This is a genomic window from Flavobacterium sp. LC2016-12 (assembly GCF_015351595.1).
Classification (GTDB): Bacteria; Bacteroidota; Bacteroidia; order Flavobacteriales; family Flavobacteriaceae; genus Flavobacterium.
The window spans coordinates 185,388-208,442 of the sequence record NZ_JADKPT010000008.1; the positions used below are offsets into that span (position 1 = coordinate 185,388).

The window sequence follows — 23,055 nt, forward strand, 5'->3', positions numbered from 1 at the left end:
TGTTTCTAAAAGGTTTATTTATAAGGGGTTATTTTGTTTTAAGGTCGAAGTTATAAATCCGTTCTCTTTTTTTTGAATTCGGAAGGAGTTTGATTGGTAATTTTTTTAAATGTGCTATTAAATGATGTCTTTGAATTAAAACCAGATTCATAAGCAATACCTAAAATAGAGAAATGCTTCATTTTATCATTTACTAACAATTTTTTTGCTCTTTCTACGCGATACTTATTTATGAAATGAAAGAAATTTTCGTTAAAACCGGAATTAATAGCATAAGATACCTGATGAGGCGTGCTCTTAACCAATTCTGATAATTTAATTAGATTTAACTCGCTGTCCAGATAAGGCTGTTGCTCCAGCATTACCTGATGTAGTTTTATTTTAAGCGCAACTAGTTCCTCATCAGAAACAACCTTTCGTTTTGCTTCAATTAAGTCTTCTTGTTCATTAATTAAAATAATCTGAGAACGTTGTTTTTCGTCTAATGGGAAAATTTCTTTTTGTTTTAAAGAATAATGGGAAATAATTAAAATAATGATGAATGAAATTCCATTTAAAAATATGTTTAATGTTGACAAAAAGAAAAACATATTGTAAATAGTAATAATTATGCTCATTAAAAATAATGATAAAATTATGTATTCTAGCCAGCTAAGATCTATTTCATTAGCGTTGGAAGAAAAAACTAAGGTGTTTTTCTTGTGTTTTCGAATTTTTAAATAAGAAGCGAGGACATAAAAAAGTGATTGAATCAACATTAATACAATAGAAAACAAATGCACAAATGCGGAGCTTTTTATCGAAAGGATAACCAATAAAGCTAAAAAAATAAAGGGAAGAATGAGGTATTTTAGATCGTACTTACTGAATTTGTAATTTGGATTTGTAAAAAATACAATACTGAAATACAATACCAGCGGAGTAAAAAATTGTATAAAATGGATTATGACATTCAGGTATACATTTATTTTAGAAAACCCTATTAGTAAAGCCAATTCATCCATCCAAAAAGTAGCCCATAAAAGTAAAAAGACTCCAAAGCAAAAATTAGCTTTCTTGTTTACATTTAACGGATTGGTGATTTTAAGAAAAGAGAGCAAAATAAGAGAACCAAAAATTAGAATTATGATAAGGTTATTAAGTCCTGTTACATTCATACTTTCTTTTTTTTAAATTCTGTTTGTCTTGGTATTAGCAAAGTTATTGTTTTGTTTTAACTTTTCTATTATACTGCTTTAGTAAATTAACAGTTGATTTTTACTGCATTGTTGCTACTTCAGTTTCCAAAGTACAAGAATAAATCCTGAAATTTCATTTTAATGCGTTGAAGGTATGAGAACAGGATTACACAATATTTTTTTTAGATTATAATAGCAAAAAGACTTTCTAAAGTAAAAATTGACTGTATTTGCATTTCTTGATTTATAAAGCTTTATGGGCCTATTTTTTTATAGGTATAGATTTGTTAAAAAGATAGGCGAAGTATAAAATCTTATAAGATAAGAAGTAATGCGATTTTTATCTGTTTGTTTTTATGAAATATCTATAAAATTAACTTATAATTGTACTTTTTACACTCAGGCAAAAAAAAATTATTTTGAAGTATTTTGTTTTACATCTTCTTTTTTTAATTGGTTTTTCTTCTGTATGCTTTGCACAGGATAATCCTATAAAATTTCTTGATATTTCTGATGGTTTGTCTAACAATTCTGTAACCACCATTTTTCAGGATAGTGATGGTTATCTTTGGTTTGGAACTTATGATGGATTAAATCGTTATGATGGTTATAATTTCAAAGTTTTCCGAAACAGAATCAATGACGAAAAATCACTCCTTTTTAATACCATTTATAATATTGAAGGCGATTCCAGAAAAAACATTTGGGTTGGAGGTTCAAATGGTATCTGTATTTACAATAAAAGAACAGCAACATTTCATCCGGTAGAATATGTTTTGTCCAACAAAAAGCCTAAAGTTTTAAAAGATATTATTCATCAGATGCGATCAGTTTCTACTGAGCTTGTTTTGGTCGCTTCTCAGAATTTAGGTTTAATTGCTTTTGAGAACGGTTCTTTTGTCGGGAAACAAATTCCGCTAAAAGTTTTAGGAAACAATATCAGCATTAATAATTATGATGCCATTGCTATTCAGGACGACAAGAAAAAAGGCCATTCCTGGATATATGTTCGTAATGTTGGAATTTGCAGTTACAATTATCAATCAAAAAGTCTAAAGTCAGTTTTCTCCTTTTCAAAAGAAGTGAAAGCAATGAAATTGGCCTCTGATGGAAATCTTTGGCTTGGAACCGATGAAGGAATTTTTATGTTCAATACAAAGTCCGGTGCGCTTTCAGAGAATTATTTTTCGAATAAATGCAGTGTTACGGATATTCTTTTGGACAAGAAAAATGAAATCTGGATCACAACAGACGGCTGTGGTATTTACAAAATTATCGGAACAAATAAAAAAGCCAGTTCATACAATGTTGTAAACGATGTACAATTGGCAAAAAGTAACTCGGTTTGGAGTTTGTACGAAGATAAGTCCGGAAATAAATGGTTTGGTTCCTTACGTGGTGGTATAAGTATGCTGAGTAATACGCCTAAATATTTTAAAAGCGTTCGTTATAATGCGGCGAATCCTGCCGAAAACTTTATTTTATCTTTTTGTGAAGATGAAAAGAAAAATTTGTGGGTAGGTACAGATGGTGCAGGATTGAAATATTGGAACCGAAAAACAAATACCTATAGTAATTACAGCAATAAATTATCGAGTCCCTTTATTACCGGAATTGTCAGGGATAATAATAACGATATTTGGTTGTCAACCTGGAACGGCGGGGTAAATAAGATTAATGCGAACAATAATACCGTTACCCAATATTCTTGTTTAAATCCTTTTACCAAACAAATTGAAAAGAAAATTTGGCTGGTATATAAAGATTCAAAATCTAACATTTGGGCGAGCGCAACAAATGAAGGTTGTTTGTATTGGTTTGACAGATCCAAAAATGGTTTCGTTCTTTTTGATAAATCGATTACGAATCTGCAATCTTTAACGGAAACCAGTGACGGAAAACTTTGGGGAGGAAATTATACGACTTTATTCTCTTTCGAAAAAAATAGCAGAAAAATTTCTAAAACAGTTATAGGAAACCCAATAAGATGCATTCATGAAGACAAAGACAAAAATCTGTGGTTGGGTACTCAGGAAGGTGGCTTATTACTATTTGACCGAAAAACAAATACCTTCAAAAGATTAACTACAGACGACGGTTTGCCATCAAATACGATTTTGCGATTACTTGAAGACAAAGAAGGGAATCTTTGGATGAGTACTTATAATGGAGTTTGCCGATTTGACAAGAAACAAAAAACCTTCCGTAATTTTTCTGTAAATGATGGTCTGCAAAGCAATCAGTTTAGTTTTAATGCGGGAATTAAATTATCGACAGGAGAATTTTTGTTTGGAGGAATTAACGGTTTCAATATCTTTTTTCCGGAAGCAATCAAAGGATTCAATCAGCAGAATAATTTGCTGCTGACAGATTTCTATGTAAACAATCAGCCCATTGAAGAAAGCAAAAATGATTTGGTTTCTAAATGGGAATCGGGTAAAATAAAAGAAGTGAGCCTGCCGTACGATCAGACTACTTTATCACTTGAATTTGTTGCATTAGATTATAACAATGCCGACAAAATAAATTATGCGTATTATTTAGAAGGCTGGGATGCGCAATGGAATTATGTGGGGCAGGCCCGAAAAGCAAATTATGCGAGATTAACCGAAGGGAAATATACTTTTAAAGTAAAAACTACCAATTTTAAAGGTGGATGGAATAAAGAAATAAGTCTTGTAAGAATAGAAATTTTACCACCCTGGTACAGAACATGGTGGGCATATTCTTTGTATTTATTAGCGCTGGCCGGAATTCTTTTTGCGTATTTGGAATATCATAAAAATAAAGAAAAACTAAAATACAAAGTAAAAATTGCAGAACTGGAAAGCAAGAAAGAAAAAGAAGTTGCCGAAAAACAATCGTCAATGTTTACTTATATCTCGCATGAGTTTAGAACGCCGCTTTCGCTGATTATAAATCCGCTGAAAAAAGCAGTTCAGAAAGAAAGTGTTCAAAACGGATCTTCGGGAAGTGACCTGGCAATTGCCCATCGAAATGCCCGCAGACTTTTGAGTCTCGTAGATCAGCTTTTGCTTTTTAGAAAAGCCGAAAATGATGCTGACTCGCTTAGATTATCGTCCATAAATGTAAATAGTTTATGCAACGAGGTATATCAATGTTTTGTCAATCAGGCAAAGGATAAAAATATTCAATACAACTTTCATATTCCGGATCACGAAATTATAATTATCGGCGACTATGAAAAAATTGAAATTTCATTATTCAATTTAATGTCTAATGCTTTTAAATACACGCACATTGGTGGTGAAATTAATCTTAAACTGACAGAAACAACTAATGAAGTAATATTGGAAATCTCTGATAATGGCGATGGAATTGAGAAAAAGGATATTGAGGTTATTTTTGAGAAATTCAAACAAATCAATTCGAAAGTTTCGGTAGGAACTGGTTTCGGAATTGGGCTTTATATTGTAAAATATTTTGTAGAAAAACATAAGGGAATCGTAAGCTGCAGCAGTGAAGTTGGAAAAGGCAGTACATTTAAGCTAACATTTCTAAAAGGAAATAGTCATTTTGAAAATGCCGAGATTACTAATAATGCACCACAAAGAAGTCAGTTGTTTGATGAATTAAGCGAAGATGATTTAGAAGAAAATGTGACTATGCTAAATCCAACTTCTGCAGAAAATGATTTTCAAACAATCATGCTGACTGATAAACGTACCGTTTTAATTATTGACGACAATGCCGAAATCAGAGCCTATCTGATTAAACTGTTCTCAGAAAATTACATGGTTTACAGTGCTGAAAACGGTGAAGAAGGATTGAAACTTACCAAAAAACGCATGCCGGATCTGGTGATCAGCGATATCACGATGGAACAAATGGACGGTTTAGAGTTATGCCGTAAAATAAAGGAAAGTGATAGTTTATCTCATATCCCGGTTATTTTATTGACAGCATCTAAGAATCCGGAAACGCACTTGCAGGGAATTACAGATGGTGCCGATGATTATATTACAAAACCTTTTGATGATGATATTTTAGTTGCCCGCGTAGAATCGTTGTTGCGTAACCGAAGTAATTTGCGCACTTATTTCTTAGACAGTATAACGCTAAAAGAAAATACTCAGAAAGTTCCGGTTGAATATCAGGAAATTTTGAAAAAGTGCATTGATATTGTTGAAGCCAATATTCACAAAAGAGATTTTACAATTAAAAACTTTGCACTCGAAATGGGAATGAGCCACAGAACACTTTATACTAAAATCAAGATTATTTCTGGTCAGACCTTAAATGCGTTTATCCGTTCAGTTCGAATTCGAAGAGCCGCAATGTTGATGCTGACAGAAGATATGAATATCGCACAGGCAAGTGCCGAAGTTGGTTTTGAAGACTCGAAATATTTCAGACAGCAGTTTGTAAAACTCTTCGGGATGACACCTTCAGAATACATCAAAAAGTATAAGAATTCTTTTAATTCTGACTTGAATATCATTAAATAAGTATCTTTTAGAATTTTTGTTCTTTGAATACTCTTTTGTTTTTTGCAGAAGAGGGCAAGAATCTTTGAAAAAATTCAAACGTTTTAGTTATAAATCGAATATTTTTCAATAATTACGAATTTTGTAAAAATACATGATTATTTTTTTGTACTTGTTAATTTTAAATCTAAAATAATGGTTAATTTCCATTTTGACCTCCTTTTTTTTCCATTTTACCCCTCCTTAGAAGCGCGTATTACATATTTCTTTGCACTTATAGTAATCTATTTAACTAGTTACTGTGTGATAAATAAGTGTTTATTTTTTTTGGTAAGTTTTTAATCCGCTTAAAGAATGGGCCTTCTTTAAGATAAGATTGTAAGAGTTGGTTTTACGTATTACTTATCGACCCGCAATTAAAAAATTGCGGGTTTAAAAAATAAAAATAAAGACTTTTTGTATTGTGAATTAGCAATTCGTTTAGAGGAAAAAAATAAAAAAAAGAATATTAACCAAACTTTACTAAAATGACAAAAACCAAACCATTGCCTTTTGATTGTCCTTTTTCTTTATCAAAAATAGAAAGACAATCCAGATTCTCTTCAAAAATGAGTTTACCTCATTTTCAACAACAAACTTTACTAGCATAAAACAAACTAAACTAACCTAACCCTAAAATTTGAGAGATGAAAAAAAATATATTTTTATTTTTTCTTGCCCTTTTTGCCGTCCTTTTTACCGGATGTCAAAATAATGAATCTGGTTTTCCTAGCTCTGATGATCCTACAGTTGTAGTTTCGACCAAAGAGATTTATGGAGCACCAAGCCGAAAATTCGAAATTAAAGCTGCTCTGGCAGATGATTTAGGATTAAAAAGTGTTCAAATTCAAATTCCTGAATTATCACTTGATAAAGTGATCACGTTTGCAACAAGTCCGTTGCTTGAAACTTACGACTTAAGTTACTTCTTCGAAATTCCTGCAAACCGCGGAACTTCTGAAGCTTTCAAAATAAAATTGATTATAACCGATGTTTCCGGAAATGTCGTTAATGAAGAAATCAACCTTCGTTTAGACGGAGAATTTGCTGCGCCATCTATAAGTATGGTTACTCCAAAAGAAGGAGCTGTTATTTTATTGTCAACAAGTAATGAAATGCCGGTAAATTTTGTAGTAAATGATGATTCAGGAATCGATTATGTTCAGGTAAAATGTGAGGCTTTAGGTATTGACGAAATGGTTCAATTAACTGGAGCGCCTCAATCTTATACTTTCAACAAAACGTACACATTACCTGTAACAGCTGCAAATTATGTTTTAACTATTACGGCTAAAGATAAATTTACGATTCCGAATACAGGATCTTTAAATATCAATATAGTAGCGACAAACGAATATCCGGCAATCTATTTATGCGATCAGCCAAAAGGTACGAACCTGACTACTGATGCTGTGGGTGTGCCAATGTATTTCCACGAGAAAAACGGACAGGATTTCGAATTTAAATATTATGCTGATAAAGACAATAAAGAGATTTATTTCTTAGGTCAGGAAGCGGACTTTGCCCCACATTGTTTCGGTTTAAATGCCGCTGGAGGATTAGTAGATGATGTGGCTTCAACGCCAATTATTTTGCCGACAAAAGGATATTATAACATAAAAGTAAATCCAAATACATTGGCATATACTGTGACAAAATACACACCTTCAAGCAAAGTTTGGGCTGATGTTGCCAACGGATTATGGCATGATGATGAAGCACTAAGAAGACCATTTGTGAGTGTTTGCGGTGGCGGAATTGACGGTGCAAACTGGGATACCTGGAACGCATGGGTAACGACAAAACTTCACCTGGCGAATAATGCTGCAAACCCTTATCAATTAGTTGGAGAATATACTTTAACAGGACAAATGGAAGCGACTTTTACGGGTCAGTGGTGGAGTCCGTCATGGAGATTAATTAAAAATGGTATCTGTACCATGTCGCCTGGAGAAAACGGAAATGCTAAATATCCAGCAGCTCCCGGAGTTTATAAAGTAGTTCTTGATACAGAGTTAGAAAGAATATTTATAACAAAAAAATAAGTTGTTATGACTTTGTTATAACATTTAATTAATAAAACAGCTTACTATGAAATTTAAATATATATGGTTTTTTATAGCCCTTATGTGCACAGCTGCATCATTTGGGCAAATAAAAGTAACAGGTAGCGTTACGGACAAGGGCGCCGTACCAATTCCGGGAGTGAATATAGTTGTAAAAGGAACAGCTACTACTGCGGCAACAGATTTTGATGGAAAATTTACCATCACTGTTCCTAATAAAAATGCTCAAATCGAATTCTCATTTGTTGGTTTTTCTAACAAAACAGTTCAGGTTGGCGATAAAACATCTTTTGATGTTGTACTGGAAGAATCAAGCCAGGCATTAGATGAAATTGTTGTTGTAGGTTACGCCGCTGTAAAAAAGAGCGATGTAACGAGTTCGATTTCTTCTATTAAAGGAAAAGAACTTCAAACAATGACGGTTGGTAACGTTGCAGAATCTTTACAAGGAAAAGTTTCCGGAGTTCAGGTTACAGGACAAGGAGGTCCGGGCGCACAGCCAAGAGTATTGATTCGTGGTATTTCTACAGTAAATTTAAGTACAGATCCGCTTTATGTGGTAGATGGTATTCCGATGGGAACAAGCATCAATTTCTTAAGTAATAATGAAATTGAATCTATGGAGGTTTTAAAAGATGCTTCCGCAAGTGCAATTTACGGTTCTCGTGCATCAAACGGAGTTATCCTGATTACAACTAAAAAAGGAAAAGTAGGTAAAACAAGATTCAACTTTGATACAAGTTCAGGAATGCAAATCATGAACAACCCTTATAATATGGCCAATGCCGAAGGTTATGCAACGATTATGAATAAAGCATACAACAATTCGGGATATGCAGATTATTTGCCAAATCCTTCTCAATACAGAGGAAAAACAACAGATTGGTGGAAAGCCGGAATTAGAGGCGGAGCACCTGTAGTCAATGCTTCTTTAGGAGTTAGCGGAGGTTCTGAAAAACATACTTATGCAATTAGCATGAACTATTACGATGCAGAGTCTATCTATGAAGTGGGAGGTTGGGAAAGAATTACTTTGAGAATTGCCAATGATTTTAAATTCTCAGATAAATTTTCTGCTGGAATCACTTTAAATCCACGTTATGAAACTTATGGACAGCCTGGAAACTGGGCAGATTTTGATAAAATTGACCCAATTACGCCAATTTACAAGCCAGCAGACCAATTAACAGGTGATGAAAACGAATACAGCATCTATGCGCGTTCACCTTCGTATATATGGAATCCAGTGGCATCTGTAAAAAGATATGATGATTTTACTGATCAGTATAACTTAAATACAAATGGGTATTTACAATACGCACCAATCAAAGGTTTAGTAATTCGTACACAGGCTTCTATAGAAGTGGGTGACAAAGTAAGAAGCAGGTTCAGACCCGATTTCATCATTGATGCAGCACACGAAAAAGAAGAGATCAATAAAGTCGAAAGATGGGCTACAACAAATGTAGACTGGACATGGCAAAATACAGTTACCTATTCCAGAACGTTTGCAGAAAAACACAATGCGTCCTTAATGGTTGGTAATACAATGGAGGAATACAATGGTAGTGATGTCTGGGGTTATGGAGAGGGAGTGCCTAATAACTCTGATTTAATGAGAGAAGTAAATGCTTCTACCAAAAACCGTGATAGTGGCGGTAACAGCTGGTCAAGTTCATTAATGTCTTACATTTCTCGTTTTTCTTATAACTACGACAGTAAATATTACTTCACAGGAACGTTCAGACGTGATGGTTCTTCTAAATTTATGACGAACAACAAATGGGCAAATTTCCCATCAGCTTCTGTTTCATGGAGAATTCTGAATGAAGGATTTATGGAATCTACCAAAGATGTTTTAAGTGATCTTAGATTTAGAGCTGGTTGGGGTAAAGTGGGTAACCAGGGTTTACCAACAGCAGTTTATCAGTCCAACATCGGGCAAGGATTTTATCCTATTGGAGATGTTGTTGCAGATACTTCATTTCCTTCTTCTATGGCAAACAAAGATATTAAATGGGAAACTGTTGAAGATATGAGTTTTGGAATTGATTTCGGATTATGGAAAAATAAGCTTTCAGGATCATTAGAATATTATCAAAAGAAGACACATGATATGTTATTCCTGAAGCAATTTCCAGCTTACAGCGGATTCCCTAGTAATGCAACAATCTGGACAAACGTAGGTTCTATGCAATCCAGCGGTATTGATTTATTGATTTCTTATAAAGATAAAAAAGGCGATTTTACTTATGGTGCAGATGTAACTTTTACAACGGTAGATGTTGAAATGTTGTCTTTATCTTCTGATAGCGAAAAATTGTACGGAGCTGCTAACAGAACTTTGACTGTTAAAGGTGAGGAGCCAGGATATTTCTACGGATATGTAGCCGATGGTTTATTCCAAAATCAAACTGAATTAAATTCTCATACAGATGAGCACGGAACAAAATTACAGCCTTATGCAAAAGAAGGAGATGTTCGTTTTAAAGATGTAAACGGTGACGGAAAATTAGACGATAAAGACCGTACAAAAATTGGTTCTCCCTGGGCGGATTACAACATCGGATTGAATTTGAATTTTGCCTACAAACAATTTGATTTGGTTGCTAATTTTTATTCTAGTATTGGAAATGATATCGTAAATACAAACATTTCAGATTTATACAATGGTGCAAGTTTAACCAACAAAGTAAACGGATTAGACCAAATGGCCTGGCACGGAGAAGGAACTTCGAATTCTGTTCCTCGTTTGTCTAAAGATGACAACAATGAGAACTACACTAAATTCTCTTCTTTATACGTAGAAGATGGTTCTTATGTACGTATGAAAAACTTACAATTAGGATTTTCATTCTATAATAAATTTGGCTTAGATAAACTTAGAATTTCTCTATCAGGTCAAAATTTATGGACATGGACGAAGTACACAGGAGTTGATCCGGAAGTTGCTGGAGGAGATCCTAATCAGGGTGACGCAGTAAAAGGATCAGGATTTGGAGGATGGAATTATCCGGTACAGCCAACAATTTTGATGGGTCTTAATGTAGCATTTTAATAAAAAACGAACATGAAAAAAATAATTTTATCAATAATAGCTTTAGCTGCAGTTGCAGTTTCCTGCTCTGATTTTATTGAAAAAGACGAAAGAGGAAAACAAACCCTGGAGAACTATTTTCAAACAGCACAGGAATGCGAGAATTATGCAAACGAATTAACACGCAGATTGTTAATCACTAACGATTGGTGGGTATTGGTTGCGCCAAGAGTTACCAACGAAATGTCGACTGATGACGCCTGGATGGGTAACACTGGTCAGGACAATAGTGCGCACAGACCAAGCTCGCAATATATTATTTCGCCGGATAATATGGGGGATATGAATAGTAGTTATACCGCTCATTTCTATACAATTCAGTCGGCAAATATTGGTCTGGAGAAAATGGCTTTGGCTCCAATTTCTGAGTCGCAGAAGAATCAATATATGGGAGAATCATTATTTGTTCGTGCGTATTGCTATTATGAATTAGTAAACCTTTTTGGAGGCGTTCCTTTATATACATCAGTATTAGGAACCAATGATTTAAAGTTAGAGCGCAGTTCTGCAGAAGCTGTTTATGCGCAAATTGAAGCTGATCTTAAAGAGTCTGCTGCAAAATTAGAAACTATTCCGGTTAATAGAAGCGGAAGAATAAACAAATGGGCTGCTTATGCTTTATTGGCTCGTGTTTCTTTATTTCAGGAAAAATGGGCAGAAGCGAAACAATATTCAAACAAAGTAATTACAGAAGGTCCTTATTCATTAGAAAGTGATTTTCTAAACATTTGGAATGTAAATAATCACAATGGTGTTGAGTCCATTTTGGAAGCTCAATCTTCTGATGTACAAAACAAAAGTTTAGGTTCTGCATTACCAACATTGGCGGGAGCGAGAGGTGAAGACAAAAAATATTTCCCAAGTAATGATGCTCAGGATGTTTTGGACGGTTGGGGATGGTGTATGCCAACCAGCGATTTAGAGAATGCTTACCTGTCTGAAAATGATGTTATTCGTCGTAGAAGTACCATTACAAAATGGGGAGAAGCAGCTTATGGAGATGAGGTTTTAAATCCAACACATAAATTCAGTCTTAATGATAATAAATCAGGACGTATCTGCCGTAAATATTATATTCCGATAGCAACACGCCGTGCTTTAGATAACAAAGATGGACACTTGCCATTGAATGTTCCATTGATTCGTCTGGCTGAAATGTATCTGACAAGAGCTGAAGCAAGCTTCCATACAACCGGAGATGCATTAGGAGATATTAACATTATTAGAGCGCGTGTAAAATTAGAACCAAAAACGGGTCTGGCTGGTCCAGCTTTGTTGAAACAAATCTACAAAGAGCGTCGTTTGGAGTTGGCTTTTGAAGGATTACGTTTGTTTGATATTCGTCGTGAAAAAGATCCAACTACAGGAAAACGAGTTATCGAAACCCTGATGGGACCAAACGGAACTTTCGTTCAATACAACTTAAATTCTACAGATCCTTATGAAACTACAAACTTGAGAGAACCGCAGGATAAAGGAATCAACTTTAATCCGGCTAAAAATTTATTATGGCCAATTCCTCAAATGGAAATTGATTTAAGTGGAGGATTAATCAAACAAAATCCTGGATACTAATGAGAATTATAAATAACAAAAAAGTAAGTCTGCTATGTGCAGGCTTGCTTTTCGCTAATGCTTTGTTCGTTAGTTGCGACTCTGAAAAATCAGATGATTCAGGTGCTGAAAATGCAATTGCTGAATTAAGTGTAAATCTGGATATGAACCTTCAGACAATGGAAAGTTTTGGAGCTTCTGATGCCTGGCAATGTAATTTCATTGGGAAAAATTGGCCTTCTGATAAAAGAAACAAAATGGCCGATTTGCTTTTCAGTAGAGAATTAGATGCTAACGGAAATCCAAAAGGAATCGGATTATCATTATGGCGTTTTAATCTGGGAGCAGGAAGCACAGAACAAGGCGATGCCAGTGATATTGGTGACGAATGGAGACGTACCGAATGTTTTACAACAAACGGAGTTGCTTATGACATGAACAAACAAGCCGGACAGGTTTGGTTTATGAAAGCGGCAAAAGAACGTGGTGTCGAAAAATTATTAGCTTTTACCAATAGTGCACCAGTTTACCTGACTCAAAATGGAAAAGCGCATGCCAGCATCAAAGAATTTTATAATTTGAAAGAAGGAAAAATGCCAGAGTTGGCTGATTTTTGGGCTACATCTTTAGATAAATTAAAAACGGAACACGGTTTAACAATCGATTATGTGAGTCCGTTTAACGAGCCGCAATACGAGTGGGACGGTTCAGGACAAGAAGGTTCGCCAGCAACCAATACAAATATTTACAGTTTTGTAAATGTATTGTCTCCAAAATTAGAGTCTAAAGGACTTACGGCTCAAATTGTTGTTGGAGAAGCAGGAGCTTATGAAGCTTTATACAAAACAGTTTCAGGAAAAGAAAGCAGATCCAATCAGATTGATTATTTCTTTGGAGTAAATTCTGCTAAAAAAATATCAGGATTATCGAATGTAAAGAAAACCATTTCCGGACACAGTTACTGGCAGGCATGGCCTTTGAGCGAACTGGTTTCATCAAGACAACAGGCCGCTTCAAGAATTCAGTCAACTGGCGGAGTTAGTTTATGGTCTTCAGAATATTGTGTTTTAGAAAACCCGGGAACATCAGAATTGCCAGGAGGCGGAGGTGCAGGAAGAGATTTAGGAATGTCATTGGCACTTTGGACTGCCCGTATTATCAGTACAGATATCGCTGTTGGAGGCGTTACATCATGGCAATGGTGGACAGCAATTAGCCGTGGCGATTACAAAGACGGATTAATTCACGTGGATGATAATGCAAGCAATGGAGCCGGAGATGCAAACTATTGTAAAAATGACGGATACATTAGAGATTCAAAAACACTTTGGGCATTAGGAAATTTCTCCTTTTTCGTAAAACCGGGAATGGTAAGAGTTCAAATTCCAAGTGTAGATAATGCCACTTCCGTGAATGGTGTAATGGTAACAGCGTACAAAGATGCAGCAACAAAGAAATTAGTTGTTGTAGCAGTTAACATTGGCAAATCGGCGAAAGCCTACAAATTAAATCTTGCAGGAGGAGCTTTGGCAGACAATAAATTTACGCCTTATACGACTTCTGAAACTTTTAGCTTGAAAAAAGGTGTAGCTGTGGATGCTTCAAATTTTGTAATCCCTGCAAAGTCAATTGTGACTTATGTGGGAACATATAAATAGGAAGGTGCAGAGGTACAGAGGTTCAAAGTTGCAAAGGTTTTTAACTTGATTATGCAAACCTCTGTCAAAGGCGAACAACGACAGTTCGTGAATAAAAATTACAAAGAATAAGAAATGAGAAAAATATATATCTCGCTTTTATTGGTTACCAGTTCGTTGTCTTTTGGACAACGAACGGCAACCATAAGCACTGATAATGTTGTACAAACCATGGATGGTTTTGGAGGCTCTGATGCCTGGAGATGCCAATTTGTGGGGAAATGGCCAGAACAGAAAAAAAATGCCATTGCCGACTTACTTTTTAGCAAAGAATTCGATGCGCAGGGAAATCCAAAAGGAATTGGTCTTTCGATCTGGAGATTTAATCTGGGAGCGGGAAGCACAGAACAGGGAGAAAAAAGTAAAGTTTCAGACGAATGGAGAAGAAGTGAATCTTTTTTGCAGGCCGATGGCACTTATGATTTCTCAAAGCAAGAAGGTCAAAGATGGTTTTTGCAGGCGGCTAAAAAACGAGGCGTTGAAAAATTCCTGATCTTCACCAACAGTCCTCCAGTTTATATGACCAGCAACGGATTATCTTTTGCCTCTCAAAAGAATAAACTGAATCTAAAAGATGGTGCAATTCCAAAATTTGCCGATTTCTTAGTTCAAAGTATTCAGGGATTAGAGAAAAAAGAAGGAATAAAATTCGACTATGTTAGTCCGATAAACGAGCCGCAATGGGAGTGGATGCCCAAACATGGCGACACCAACAGTCAGGAAGGAACTCCAGCAACCAATCAGGAAATTTATGATTTGACCAAATCACTTTCAGAAAAATTAAAAGCTCAAAAAATGAGTACCGAGATTGTAATTGCTGAAGCCGCACAAATCAATTATTTATATGAAAATGTAAATGGTGAAAATCGTGACAATCAGATTGATTATTTTTTCGGAAAAACAAAAACAAACATTGCGAAACTTCCAAATGTTAAACATGTAATATTAGGTCACAGTTATTTTACAACCTGGCCAATTGACAAACAAGTTTTAAGTCGAAAATTGATCGCTGCAAATGTGAAACAAAATCCCGGTTTGAAATATTGGCAGTCTGAATACTGTATTTTAGAAAATCCAGGTGAAGCTGAAATCCCTGGAGGTTCAGGAGGAGGCAGAGATTTAGGAATGCAAACAGCTCTGTTCGTAGCACGATTAATTCATAATGATATTGCTGTTGCAAATGCGGCTTCATGGCAATGGTGGACCTCTATAACCCGTGTGGATTACAAAGATGGATTAATCTATTTGGATGATGGAAAAAGCAACGGAGGAACAGCCCCGGATTACGTGAGAAATGATGGTGAATTTCATGATTCAAAATTGCTTTGGGCCTTAGGAAATTACTCTTTGTTCGTGCGTCCGGGAATGCTGAGAATTGATGTTCCAAATCAAAATGAACTCGACGCAGCAAATGATGTTATGTTGACCGCTTACAAAGATGCAGCAAACCAAAAACTGATTGTCGTAGCAGTAAACTGCGGAAAATCATCTCAAAAATACAAGTTTGATTTGTCAAAAGGAACAATCAAAAACAATGAATTTATACCTTATGTAACTTCAGAGAATTCAAATTTAAAAAGAGCCTATACGCAGAAAACTGATGATCTGGAAATCCCTGCAAAATCAGTCGTAACGTTTGTAGGGGAATTAGAATATTAAGGAAGTCTCAGGTTTCAAGTTACCGCAAAGAACCTGAAACTTGAAACAAAGAAAACTAAAAAACAACAATTAAAAACTAAAGAATAGTGTTTACAAAAAAGAGCTTATTACCTGTTTTACTCTTTTCGTGCGTCTCGGCGTTCAGCCAGATATCGTTTGGAGATTTGAATAAAATTAATGACAACTGGAAGTTTAATCTTCAGGATATTTCAGATGCAAAAAATACCACTTTTGACGACAGCAAATGGCAGTCTGTAAATGTACCTCATGACTGGAGTGTAAAAGGGCAGTTAAGTCCAACGCTGGCAAGCTGTACAGGTTATTTGCCTGGTGGAATTGCCTGGTATAGAAAATCAATTAATATTCCGCAGAGCAAATCAGGCGAAAAAGTGTATTTGTATTTTGAAGGAGTTTACAACAGAAGCGAAGTTTTCATCAACGGACATTCTTTAGGAAAACGTCCAAACGGATATATTTCGTTTGCATATGATGCAACTCAGTTTGTGAAATACGGCGGAGAGAATACGATTTCAGTTCGCGTAGATCACAGTCAGAGTGCTGATTCAAGATGGTATACCGGTTCAGGAATTTACAGAAATGTTTGGGTAGTATATGCAAACCCTGTTCATATTGCACAATGGGGCGTTTACGCTTATCCAGAAGTAAAGAAAGGAACTGGAACTTTGAATGTTGAGGTAGATGTTGAGAATGGATCTTCTGCAAAATCAACTTTAACTGTTGTTAACGAATTAATTTCAAAAGACGGAAAATCAGTAGCCAAAGCATCTGCAAAAATTGATGTTGAAGCAAACAAAAGCGGAAAAATTTCGGCTAAAATGAATGTGAAAAATCCACAACTATGGGATTTACAAAACCCGAATTTATATCAGCTTAAAACAACGGTTTTAAAAGATGGAAAACAAATAGATCAAGCCGTTACAAAAACAGGTTTCAGAACTTTCACTTTCGATTCAAATAATGGTTTTGCATTAAACGGAACATGGATGAAAATGAAAGGCGTTTGTTTGCATCATGATGCAGGAGTTTTAGGTTCTGCAGTGCCTCGCGAAGTTTGGGAAACCAGATTAAAAACATTAAAAGAAATTGGTGTAAATGCTATCCGTACAAGTCACAATCCACAAGCTCCGGTTTTTTATGAATTGTGTGATGAATTAGGGTTTTTAGTATTGAATGAAGCTTATGACGAATGGGAATTCCCAAAACGTAAATGGTTAGAAGGATGGAATTACGGAACTCCAGGATTCGAAGGCTCGTTTGATATTTTTGCTGATTATGGAGAAAAAGATTTAGAAGATTTTGTACGTCGTGACAGAAATCATCTTTCCGTTTTTGCATGGAGTATCGGTAACGAGGTTGATTATCCAAATGATCCTTATTCTCATCCGGTTTTAGATAAAGGAAAAGAAGGTTTTGGACAAGCTGCTTACGGAGGTTATAAAAAAGATGCTCCAGATGCAATGCGTCTTGGCGTAATTGCAAAACGTTTGGTTGCTGCCGTAAAAAAATACGACAAATCCCGTCCGACAACTGCAGGTTTAGCAGGTGTTGCGATGTCTAACGAAACTGAATATCCAGGTTCTCTAGATATTACAGGATACAATTATACAGAAAGCAAATATCAATCGGATCATGAAAAATATCCAAACAGAGTTATCTACGGAAGTGAGAACGTTCACGATATGGAGCCTTGGCTTGCAGTAAAAAACAACAAGCATATTTTTGGACAATTCCTTTGGACGGGTATTGATTATTTAGGAGAATCAGGAAGATGGCCTTCAAGAGGATTTTACTCTGGTTTAGTTGATTTTGCAGGAGTTATCAAACCTAGAGGTTATTTCCGTCAGTCATTATGGTCTGATAAACCAATGACTTACATCGGAACTTATCCATTGAAAAATGGCAAAGATATTTCTAAAGATGCATGGGCAATTTGGAATTACACTCAAGGTGAAAAGATTCGCGTTGTGTGTTATACAAATGCAGCAAAAGCACGTTTAGAATTAAACGGAAAAGTGGTTGGTGAAGCAAAAGCTTACGACGAAAAAACAGGAATTATTTATTGGGATATTCCATTTGCTTCAGGAAAATTAGAAGCAGTTGGTTTAGACAAAGAAGATAAGGAAATAAGCCGATATGCTATTACTTCAACACAACAGCCAGTTGAATTGACTATTGCAGACACTAACATCACAATTGCAAAAGAGAAAGGTGTGGCCAAAATAATGGTTCAGGTTAAAGATCAAAACGGTCTTCCAGTAATGCTTTCTGATAACGAAGTTACGTGTACAATCACTGGTCCTGGAACTTTATTAGGACTTGAAGCGGGAAACAACAGTGACATGACAGATTATACTGACAATGTTCAGCGTGTATTTCACGGACATATAGCGGCTTATGTACAGGCAACTGGAGAATCGTCTCAGCCTATTAAAGTTACATTTACAAGTCAATGGTTAAAACCAGTTGAGGTTACCGTGAACGTAAAGTAAGAAGTAAGATGTTAGAAGAAAGAAGTAAGATCTAATTAGTTTGAAGTTCCAGCGGAACGACATGTTTATAGAAAAATAGAAAATTATGCGAAAGAACCCCATCAGGGTGAAATCTGAATTGCGTTTTACATATCGCTCCGTTGGAGCTTTATCCCGTAACGGGTGATTATTGGCTATAAATATGTTGCTCCGCTGGAGCTGATCCAAACTTAAAATATTAGTTAGTTTTTTTAAATTCTCAATTAACCTGTCAGCGTTTTGGTTAGCCGACAGGTTAATTGTATGTAATGACGAAAAGTTTATTATATTTGAAGTGTAGTATTAACACTTATTAAAAGCAAAATGAAAATAAAATATATAGTTCCGTTGATTTTGGCAGTAACTTTTGTTGCAGCTTCTTCTCAGGCTCAAACAAAATCATTCAAAAAAGAAGAGTTCAAACAATGGGCACAAACACCCCCGATGGGTTGGAATAGTTGGGATTGCTACGGACCAACAGTAGAAGAACACGAAGTAAAAGCCAATGCCGATTATATGGCAAAAAACCTTAAGAAATTTGGTTGGGAATATATTGTGGTCGACATCAGATGGTTTGTCGAAAATGACAAGGCAGGAGGTTACAACCAGACAGATCCACGGTATGTAATCGATCAATATGGAAGATATTTGCCAGCGGTAAATCGTTTTCCTTCTGCAAAAGACGGACAAGGATTCAAACCTTTAGCAGATTATGTTCATAAAAAAGGATTGAAATTTGGAATCCATATTATGCGCGGAATTCCGAAAAAAGCAGTCGAAGACAAAATGCCAATTAAAGGAGCTAACGGAATCACGGCTGATCAAATTTATACTACAGCTTTGCAATGCGAATGGTTAAAAGACAATTATACCATTTTGTCAGACAAGCCCGGAGCACAGGAATATTATGATTCTATATTCGAGCTTTATGCCAGTTGGGGAGTCGATTTTATTAAAATTGATGATTTGTCAAGACCTTATCATGAAGGCGAAATCAATTTAATTAGAAACGCGATTGACAAATGTGGACGCAAAATTGTATTAAGTACTTCACCAGGAGAAACACCAATTACAGCAGCAGCGCACGTAAAAGAACACGCTAATATGTGGCGTATGGTCGATGATGTTTGGGATACCTGGCCTCATATTACCCATTTAATGAAGGTAAGCGAACAATGGTACCCACATATTGCACCAGGAACATGGCCAGACTGCGATATGATTCCATTAGGGCGCATTTCGGTTAGGGGAGAACGTGGCGAAGACCGAATGACGCGCTTAACAAAAGACGAGCAATATACTTTAATTACTTTCTTTAATATTTTTAAATCTCCCTTGTTTTTTGGTGGAGATTTACCAAGCAACGACGCTTTTACTTTATCCTTATTAACGAATAAAGAGGTTATAAAAATGCACAATGAAAGTACGGATGTAAAACAGCTTTTTCAGAAAGACGGAAAAATTGCCGTGACTTCAAAGAATCCTAAAGACGGAAGTGTTTATCTGGCTTTGATTAATATTTCAGATACCGCTTCAGAAAATATTTCGGTTAATCTTTCTGATTTGGGAATTTCAGGAAATATAGAAGTTTTGAATATGTGGACCGGTGAGAAATCAAAAGTTTCTTCTGCAGCAATCTCCGCAGAATTAAAACCTCATAGTTCAGTTCTGTATCAATTAAAAGTGAAAAAATAATGAAGAAAACACATTTTAGTTTTGTATTATTTTTAATGTTTTTTAATGTAATACAAGCTCAAAACAATAATTCAAAAGGAATTCCACCTGTAATTGCAGAGAAGGATTTAACGACATATTTGTTTGTTTACTTCACAGGAAATTCTGTTGAAGAAGAAGCGGTAAGATATGCCATTAGCGCTGATGGTTATCATTATTTTCATCTAAATAATAACAAACCAGTTATTGACAGTAAAGCAATCAGTTCAACTGGAGGTGTTCGTGATCCGCATATTTTGCGTGGTGACGATGGCAAAACTTTTTATATGGTTTTGACGGATATGACCTCTTCAAAAGGCTGGGATAGTAATCGTGCCATGGTTTTACTAAAAAGTACTGATTTAGTTAATTGGAAAAGCAGCATTGTAAATATTCAAACTACTTTTCCCGGAAACGAAAACTTAAAAAGAGTTTGGGCACCTCAGACCATTTACGATGCGAAAGCAGGAAAGTATTTAATTTACTTTAGTTTGCAATACGCTGGCGGTCCGGATAAAATTTATTATGCTTACGCGAACAAAGATTTTACAGGTTTAGAAAGCGCTCCGAAATTATTGTTTGTTCCAAAATCAGAGAGAGCTTGCATTGACGGCGACATTATTGAAAAAGACGGCGTTTATCATCTTTTTTATAAAACAGAAACAGAAAAAGCGGGAATAAAAGTAGCCACAACAACCGATTTGACTTCTGGAAAATGGACGGAAAATGACAACTATCTGCAACAGACAAAAGATGGTGTAGAAGGCTCAAGCGTTTTTAAATTGAATAATTCCGATGATTATATCTTAATGTATGATGTCTATACAAAAGGAAGATATCAGTTTACAAAAAGTAAAGATTTAGAAAATTTCACGGTTATAGACAATGATATTTCAATGGATTTTAATCCGCGCCACGGAACTATTTTACCTATCACACGATCTGAGTTGAAAAGAGTAACAGCAAAATGGGGAATGCCGGAGCAATTTCCAAAAATAAATAATAACCCGGTTTTAGAAGGGTATTACGCAGATCCTGAAATCTTATATTCCAATAAAACGAAAAAGTATTATATCTATCCAACAAGCGATGGTTTTGATGGCTGGTCAGGAAATTATTTCAAGACTTTTTCTTCAGATAATCTGACAGATTGGAAAGATGAAGGAATTATAGTTGATCTTCGAAAAGATGTAAGCTGGGCCAACAGAAATGCCTGGGCGCCTTGTATCGTGGAGAAAAAAATCAAAGGAAAATACAAGTATTTTTATTATTTCACGGCCGCTCAAAAAATTGGTGTAGCCTCATCAGATAATCCAAACGGACCTTTCACGGATAGTGGAAAAGCGTTGGTTAGCACAAGACCGGAAGGTGTAAAAGATGGTCAGGAAATTGATCCGGATGTTTTTACAGATCCAAAAACAGGAAAAAGCTATTTATATTGGGGCAATGGTTATATGGCTGTAGCCGAATTAAATGCCGACATGATTTCGATAAAAGAAGGAAGCACCAAAATAATTCAGGTGGATGCTACTTTTAGAGAAGGAACTTATGTTATTCACAGAAAAGGAATCTATTATTTTTTATGGAGTGAAGACGACACAAGAAGTCCAAATTATAAAGTAAGATACGGAACCTCAAAATCGCCGTTAGGCCCAATTGAAATTCCAAAAAACAATATTGTAATTCAGGGAATTCCGGATCAGGGTATCTATGCTACGGGGCATAATTCGGTTTTACAAATTCCGAATAAGGATGAATGGTATATTACTTACCATCGTTTCTCTTATCCAACCGGAATAAGAATGGGTGATGCAGGTGGTTTTCACCGTGAAGTCTGTATCGATAAACTAGAGTTTAATGCCGATGGAAGTATCAAACAGGTAACTCCAACACATACTGGGATTAATGCAATAAAATAATTTAGAAGTTTAGTTTTAGAAAAAAACAAAAAGCTGTTTCAATTTAAGAAACAGCTTTTTTTATTAACTAAAATGACAAATAAAGACATCGATTTTTTTTTAAAAAATAACTAGTGGTAAGAATGAATTTTTTATTATTAATAAAATAAGTATTTTATTAATAATAAAAAATTAAATATTTGATTATTAGTATTTTGAAAATTGTTACTTTTGAGGTAATTAATAATTAAAGGATAATATTCCTTTACTTCTTCAAGCCAACAAATAAATATTTTTCAGGCATTCATTCCCCAAATGGAATGTCAGTTTAAGCCAGTTTATTTTTGAATAACCTGCAATTATTACAAGTTAATACAAGTTTGTTTTCGCTTTTTTATTATCTAAGCCGTTTCTCTATTTTACTATTACTTTTTTGAGATTGATAAATAAAATTATTTTGATCTCTTAACTTTTCCGCCTCTTTATATTTTGAATTTTTTATAGTTAGATTGTTTTACAACCTTAATAAATTAAATTTTATGAAGAATAAATTACTCTCAGTATTTATATTTTTAGGCAGTTATGCAGCTTACTCTCAGGTTGGTATTGGGACGCCAATGCCAAATTCTTCTGCTCAGTTAGAAGTTGTTGCGAGTGATAGAGGTGTATTAATTCCTAGAATTAGTTTAACAGGTTCAACAGATGCTGTTACCATTTCAAGTGGTAATATAAGCAGCTTATTAGTTTTTAATACCGCAAGTATTTCAGATGTAACTCCCGGCTATTACTATTGGTACAACAATAAATGGAATAGAATTGTTATCTCTACTGAAGTCAGTTCTAATCCGGGAACAGTTATTTATAATCCAACTACTAATGTATTTAGTTATATTGATAATACAGGTGTTACCCAAGTGATTGATATAGGTACTATTGTGAAATCTAATGAAACATTAACGACACTTATTGGAAGTCCAGACGGTTCCTATACCTATACCAACGAAGCAGGAACGGCTGTAACTATTGATGTAGTTGGTGATGTCACAACTAATTTTAGTACTATTGTCAATAATCCCGCGGTTACCAATATCATTCAGCAAATTGTAGATAAGACAAGGGGAATTGTTATTTTCAATTCAACCACAAATCAGTTCAGTTATATTGATAATGATGGGAAT

The 23,055-nt window shown here is 35.1% G+C and carries 11 protein-coding genes and 1 pseudogene; 11 read left to right on the plus strand and 1 reads right to left on the minus strand.

Translation table 11 applies throughout. The features are described from left to right. Nucleotides 1–50: 50 nt before the first annotated feature. On the minus strand, nucleotides 51–1,157 hold the full coding sequence (locus IRZ99_RS14405) for an AraC family transcriptional regulator (protein ID WP_194657932.1): 1,107 nt from the start codon (nucleotides 1,155–1,157) through the stop codon (nucleotides 51–53). 440 nt (nucleotides 1,158–1,597) lie between these two features. On the opposite strand from IRZ99_RS14405, the gene IRZ99_RS14410 reads away from it, so the two are divergent. The 11 genes and pseudogenes from IRZ99_RS14410 to IRZ99_RS14455 all read left to right on the plus strand — a co-directional run. Further along, the gene (locus IRZ99_RS14410) at nucleotides 1,598–5,647 is read left to right on the plus strand and encodes a hybrid sensor histidine kinase/response regulator transcription factor (RefSeq protein ID WP_194657933.1); all 4,050 of its coding nucleotides are present in this window, start codon (nucleotides 1,598–1,600) and stop codon (nucleotides 5,645–5,647) included. Between the two features lie 506 nt (nucleotides 5,648–6,153). Next, on the plus strand, nucleotides 6,154–6,276 hold the full coding sequence (locus IRZ99_RS21270; protein WP_255545782.1) for a hypothetical protein: 123 nt from the start codon (nucleotides 6,154–6,156) through the stop codon (nucleotides 6,274–6,276). 36 nt (nucleotides 6,277–6,312) lie between these two features. Further along, nucleotides 6,313–7,710 carry a hypothetical protein gene (locus IRZ99_RS14415; RefSeq protein ID WP_194657934.1) on the plus strand — a complete coding sequence of 466 codons (1,398 nt, stop codon included), beginning with the start codon at nucleotides 6,313–6,315 and terminating at the stop codon, nucleotides 7,708–7,710. A gap of 46 nt (nucleotides 7,711–7,756) precedes the next feature. Next, a complete protein-coding gene (locus tag IRZ99_RS14420) occupies nucleotides 7,757–10,789 on the plus strand; it encodes a TonB-dependent receptor (RefSeq protein ID WP_194657935.1) in 3,033 nt (1,010 codons plus the stop codon). Between the two features lie 12 nt (nucleotides 10,790–10,801). Beyond that, nucleotides 10,802–12,403, plus strand: a complete 1,602-nt coding sequence (locus tag IRZ99_RS14425; protein WP_194657936.1) for a RagB/SusD family nutrient uptake outer membrane protein — start codon at nucleotides 10,802–10,804, stop codon at nucleotides 12,401–12,403. After that, nucleotides 12,403–14,040, plus strand: a complete 1,638-nt coding sequence (locus IRZ99_RS14430) for a glycoside hydrolase (RefSeq protein WP_194657937.1) — start codon at nucleotides 12,403–12,405, stop codon at nucleotides 14,038–14,040. The genes IRZ99_RS14425 and IRZ99_RS14430 overlap by 1 nt, the downstream gene beginning before the upstream one ends. Nucleotides 14,041–14,154: 114 nt before the next feature. Beyond that, the gene (locus IRZ99_RS14435) at nucleotides 14,155–15,738 is read left to right on the plus strand and encodes a glycoside hydrolase (protein ID WP_194657938.1); all 1,584 of its coding nucleotides are present in this window, start codon (nucleotides 14,155–14,157) and stop codon (nucleotides 15,736–15,738) included. An 86-nt stretch (nucleotides 15,739–15,824) separates the two neighbouring features. Further along, a complete protein-coding gene (locus IRZ99_RS14440) occupies nucleotides 15,825–18,248 on the plus strand; it encodes a sugar-binding domain-containing protein (protein ID WP_194657939.1) in 2,424 nt (807 codons plus the stop codon). 342 nt (nucleotides 18,249–18,590) lie between these two features. Then, nucleotides 18,591–19,961, plus strand: coding sequence for a glycoside hydrolase family 27 protein (locus tag IRZ99_RS14445; protein WP_194657940.1), 1,371 nt, complete (start codon nucleotides 18,591–18,593; stop codon nucleotides 19,959–19,961). After that, nucleotides 19,961–21,898 carry a family 43 glycosylhydrolase gene (locus IRZ99_RS14450; RefSeq protein ID WP_194657941.1) on the plus strand — a complete coding sequence of 646 codons (1,938 nt, stop codon included), beginning with the start codon at nucleotides 19,961–19,963 and terminating at the stop codon, nucleotides 21,896–21,898. The genes IRZ99_RS14445 and IRZ99_RS14450 overlap by 1 nt, the downstream gene beginning before the upstream one ends. Before the next feature lie 518 nt (nucleotides 21,899–22,416). Continuing rightward, nucleotides 22,417–23,055, plus strand: a pseudogene (locus IRZ99_RS14455) (hypothetical protein); the annotation flags it as partial.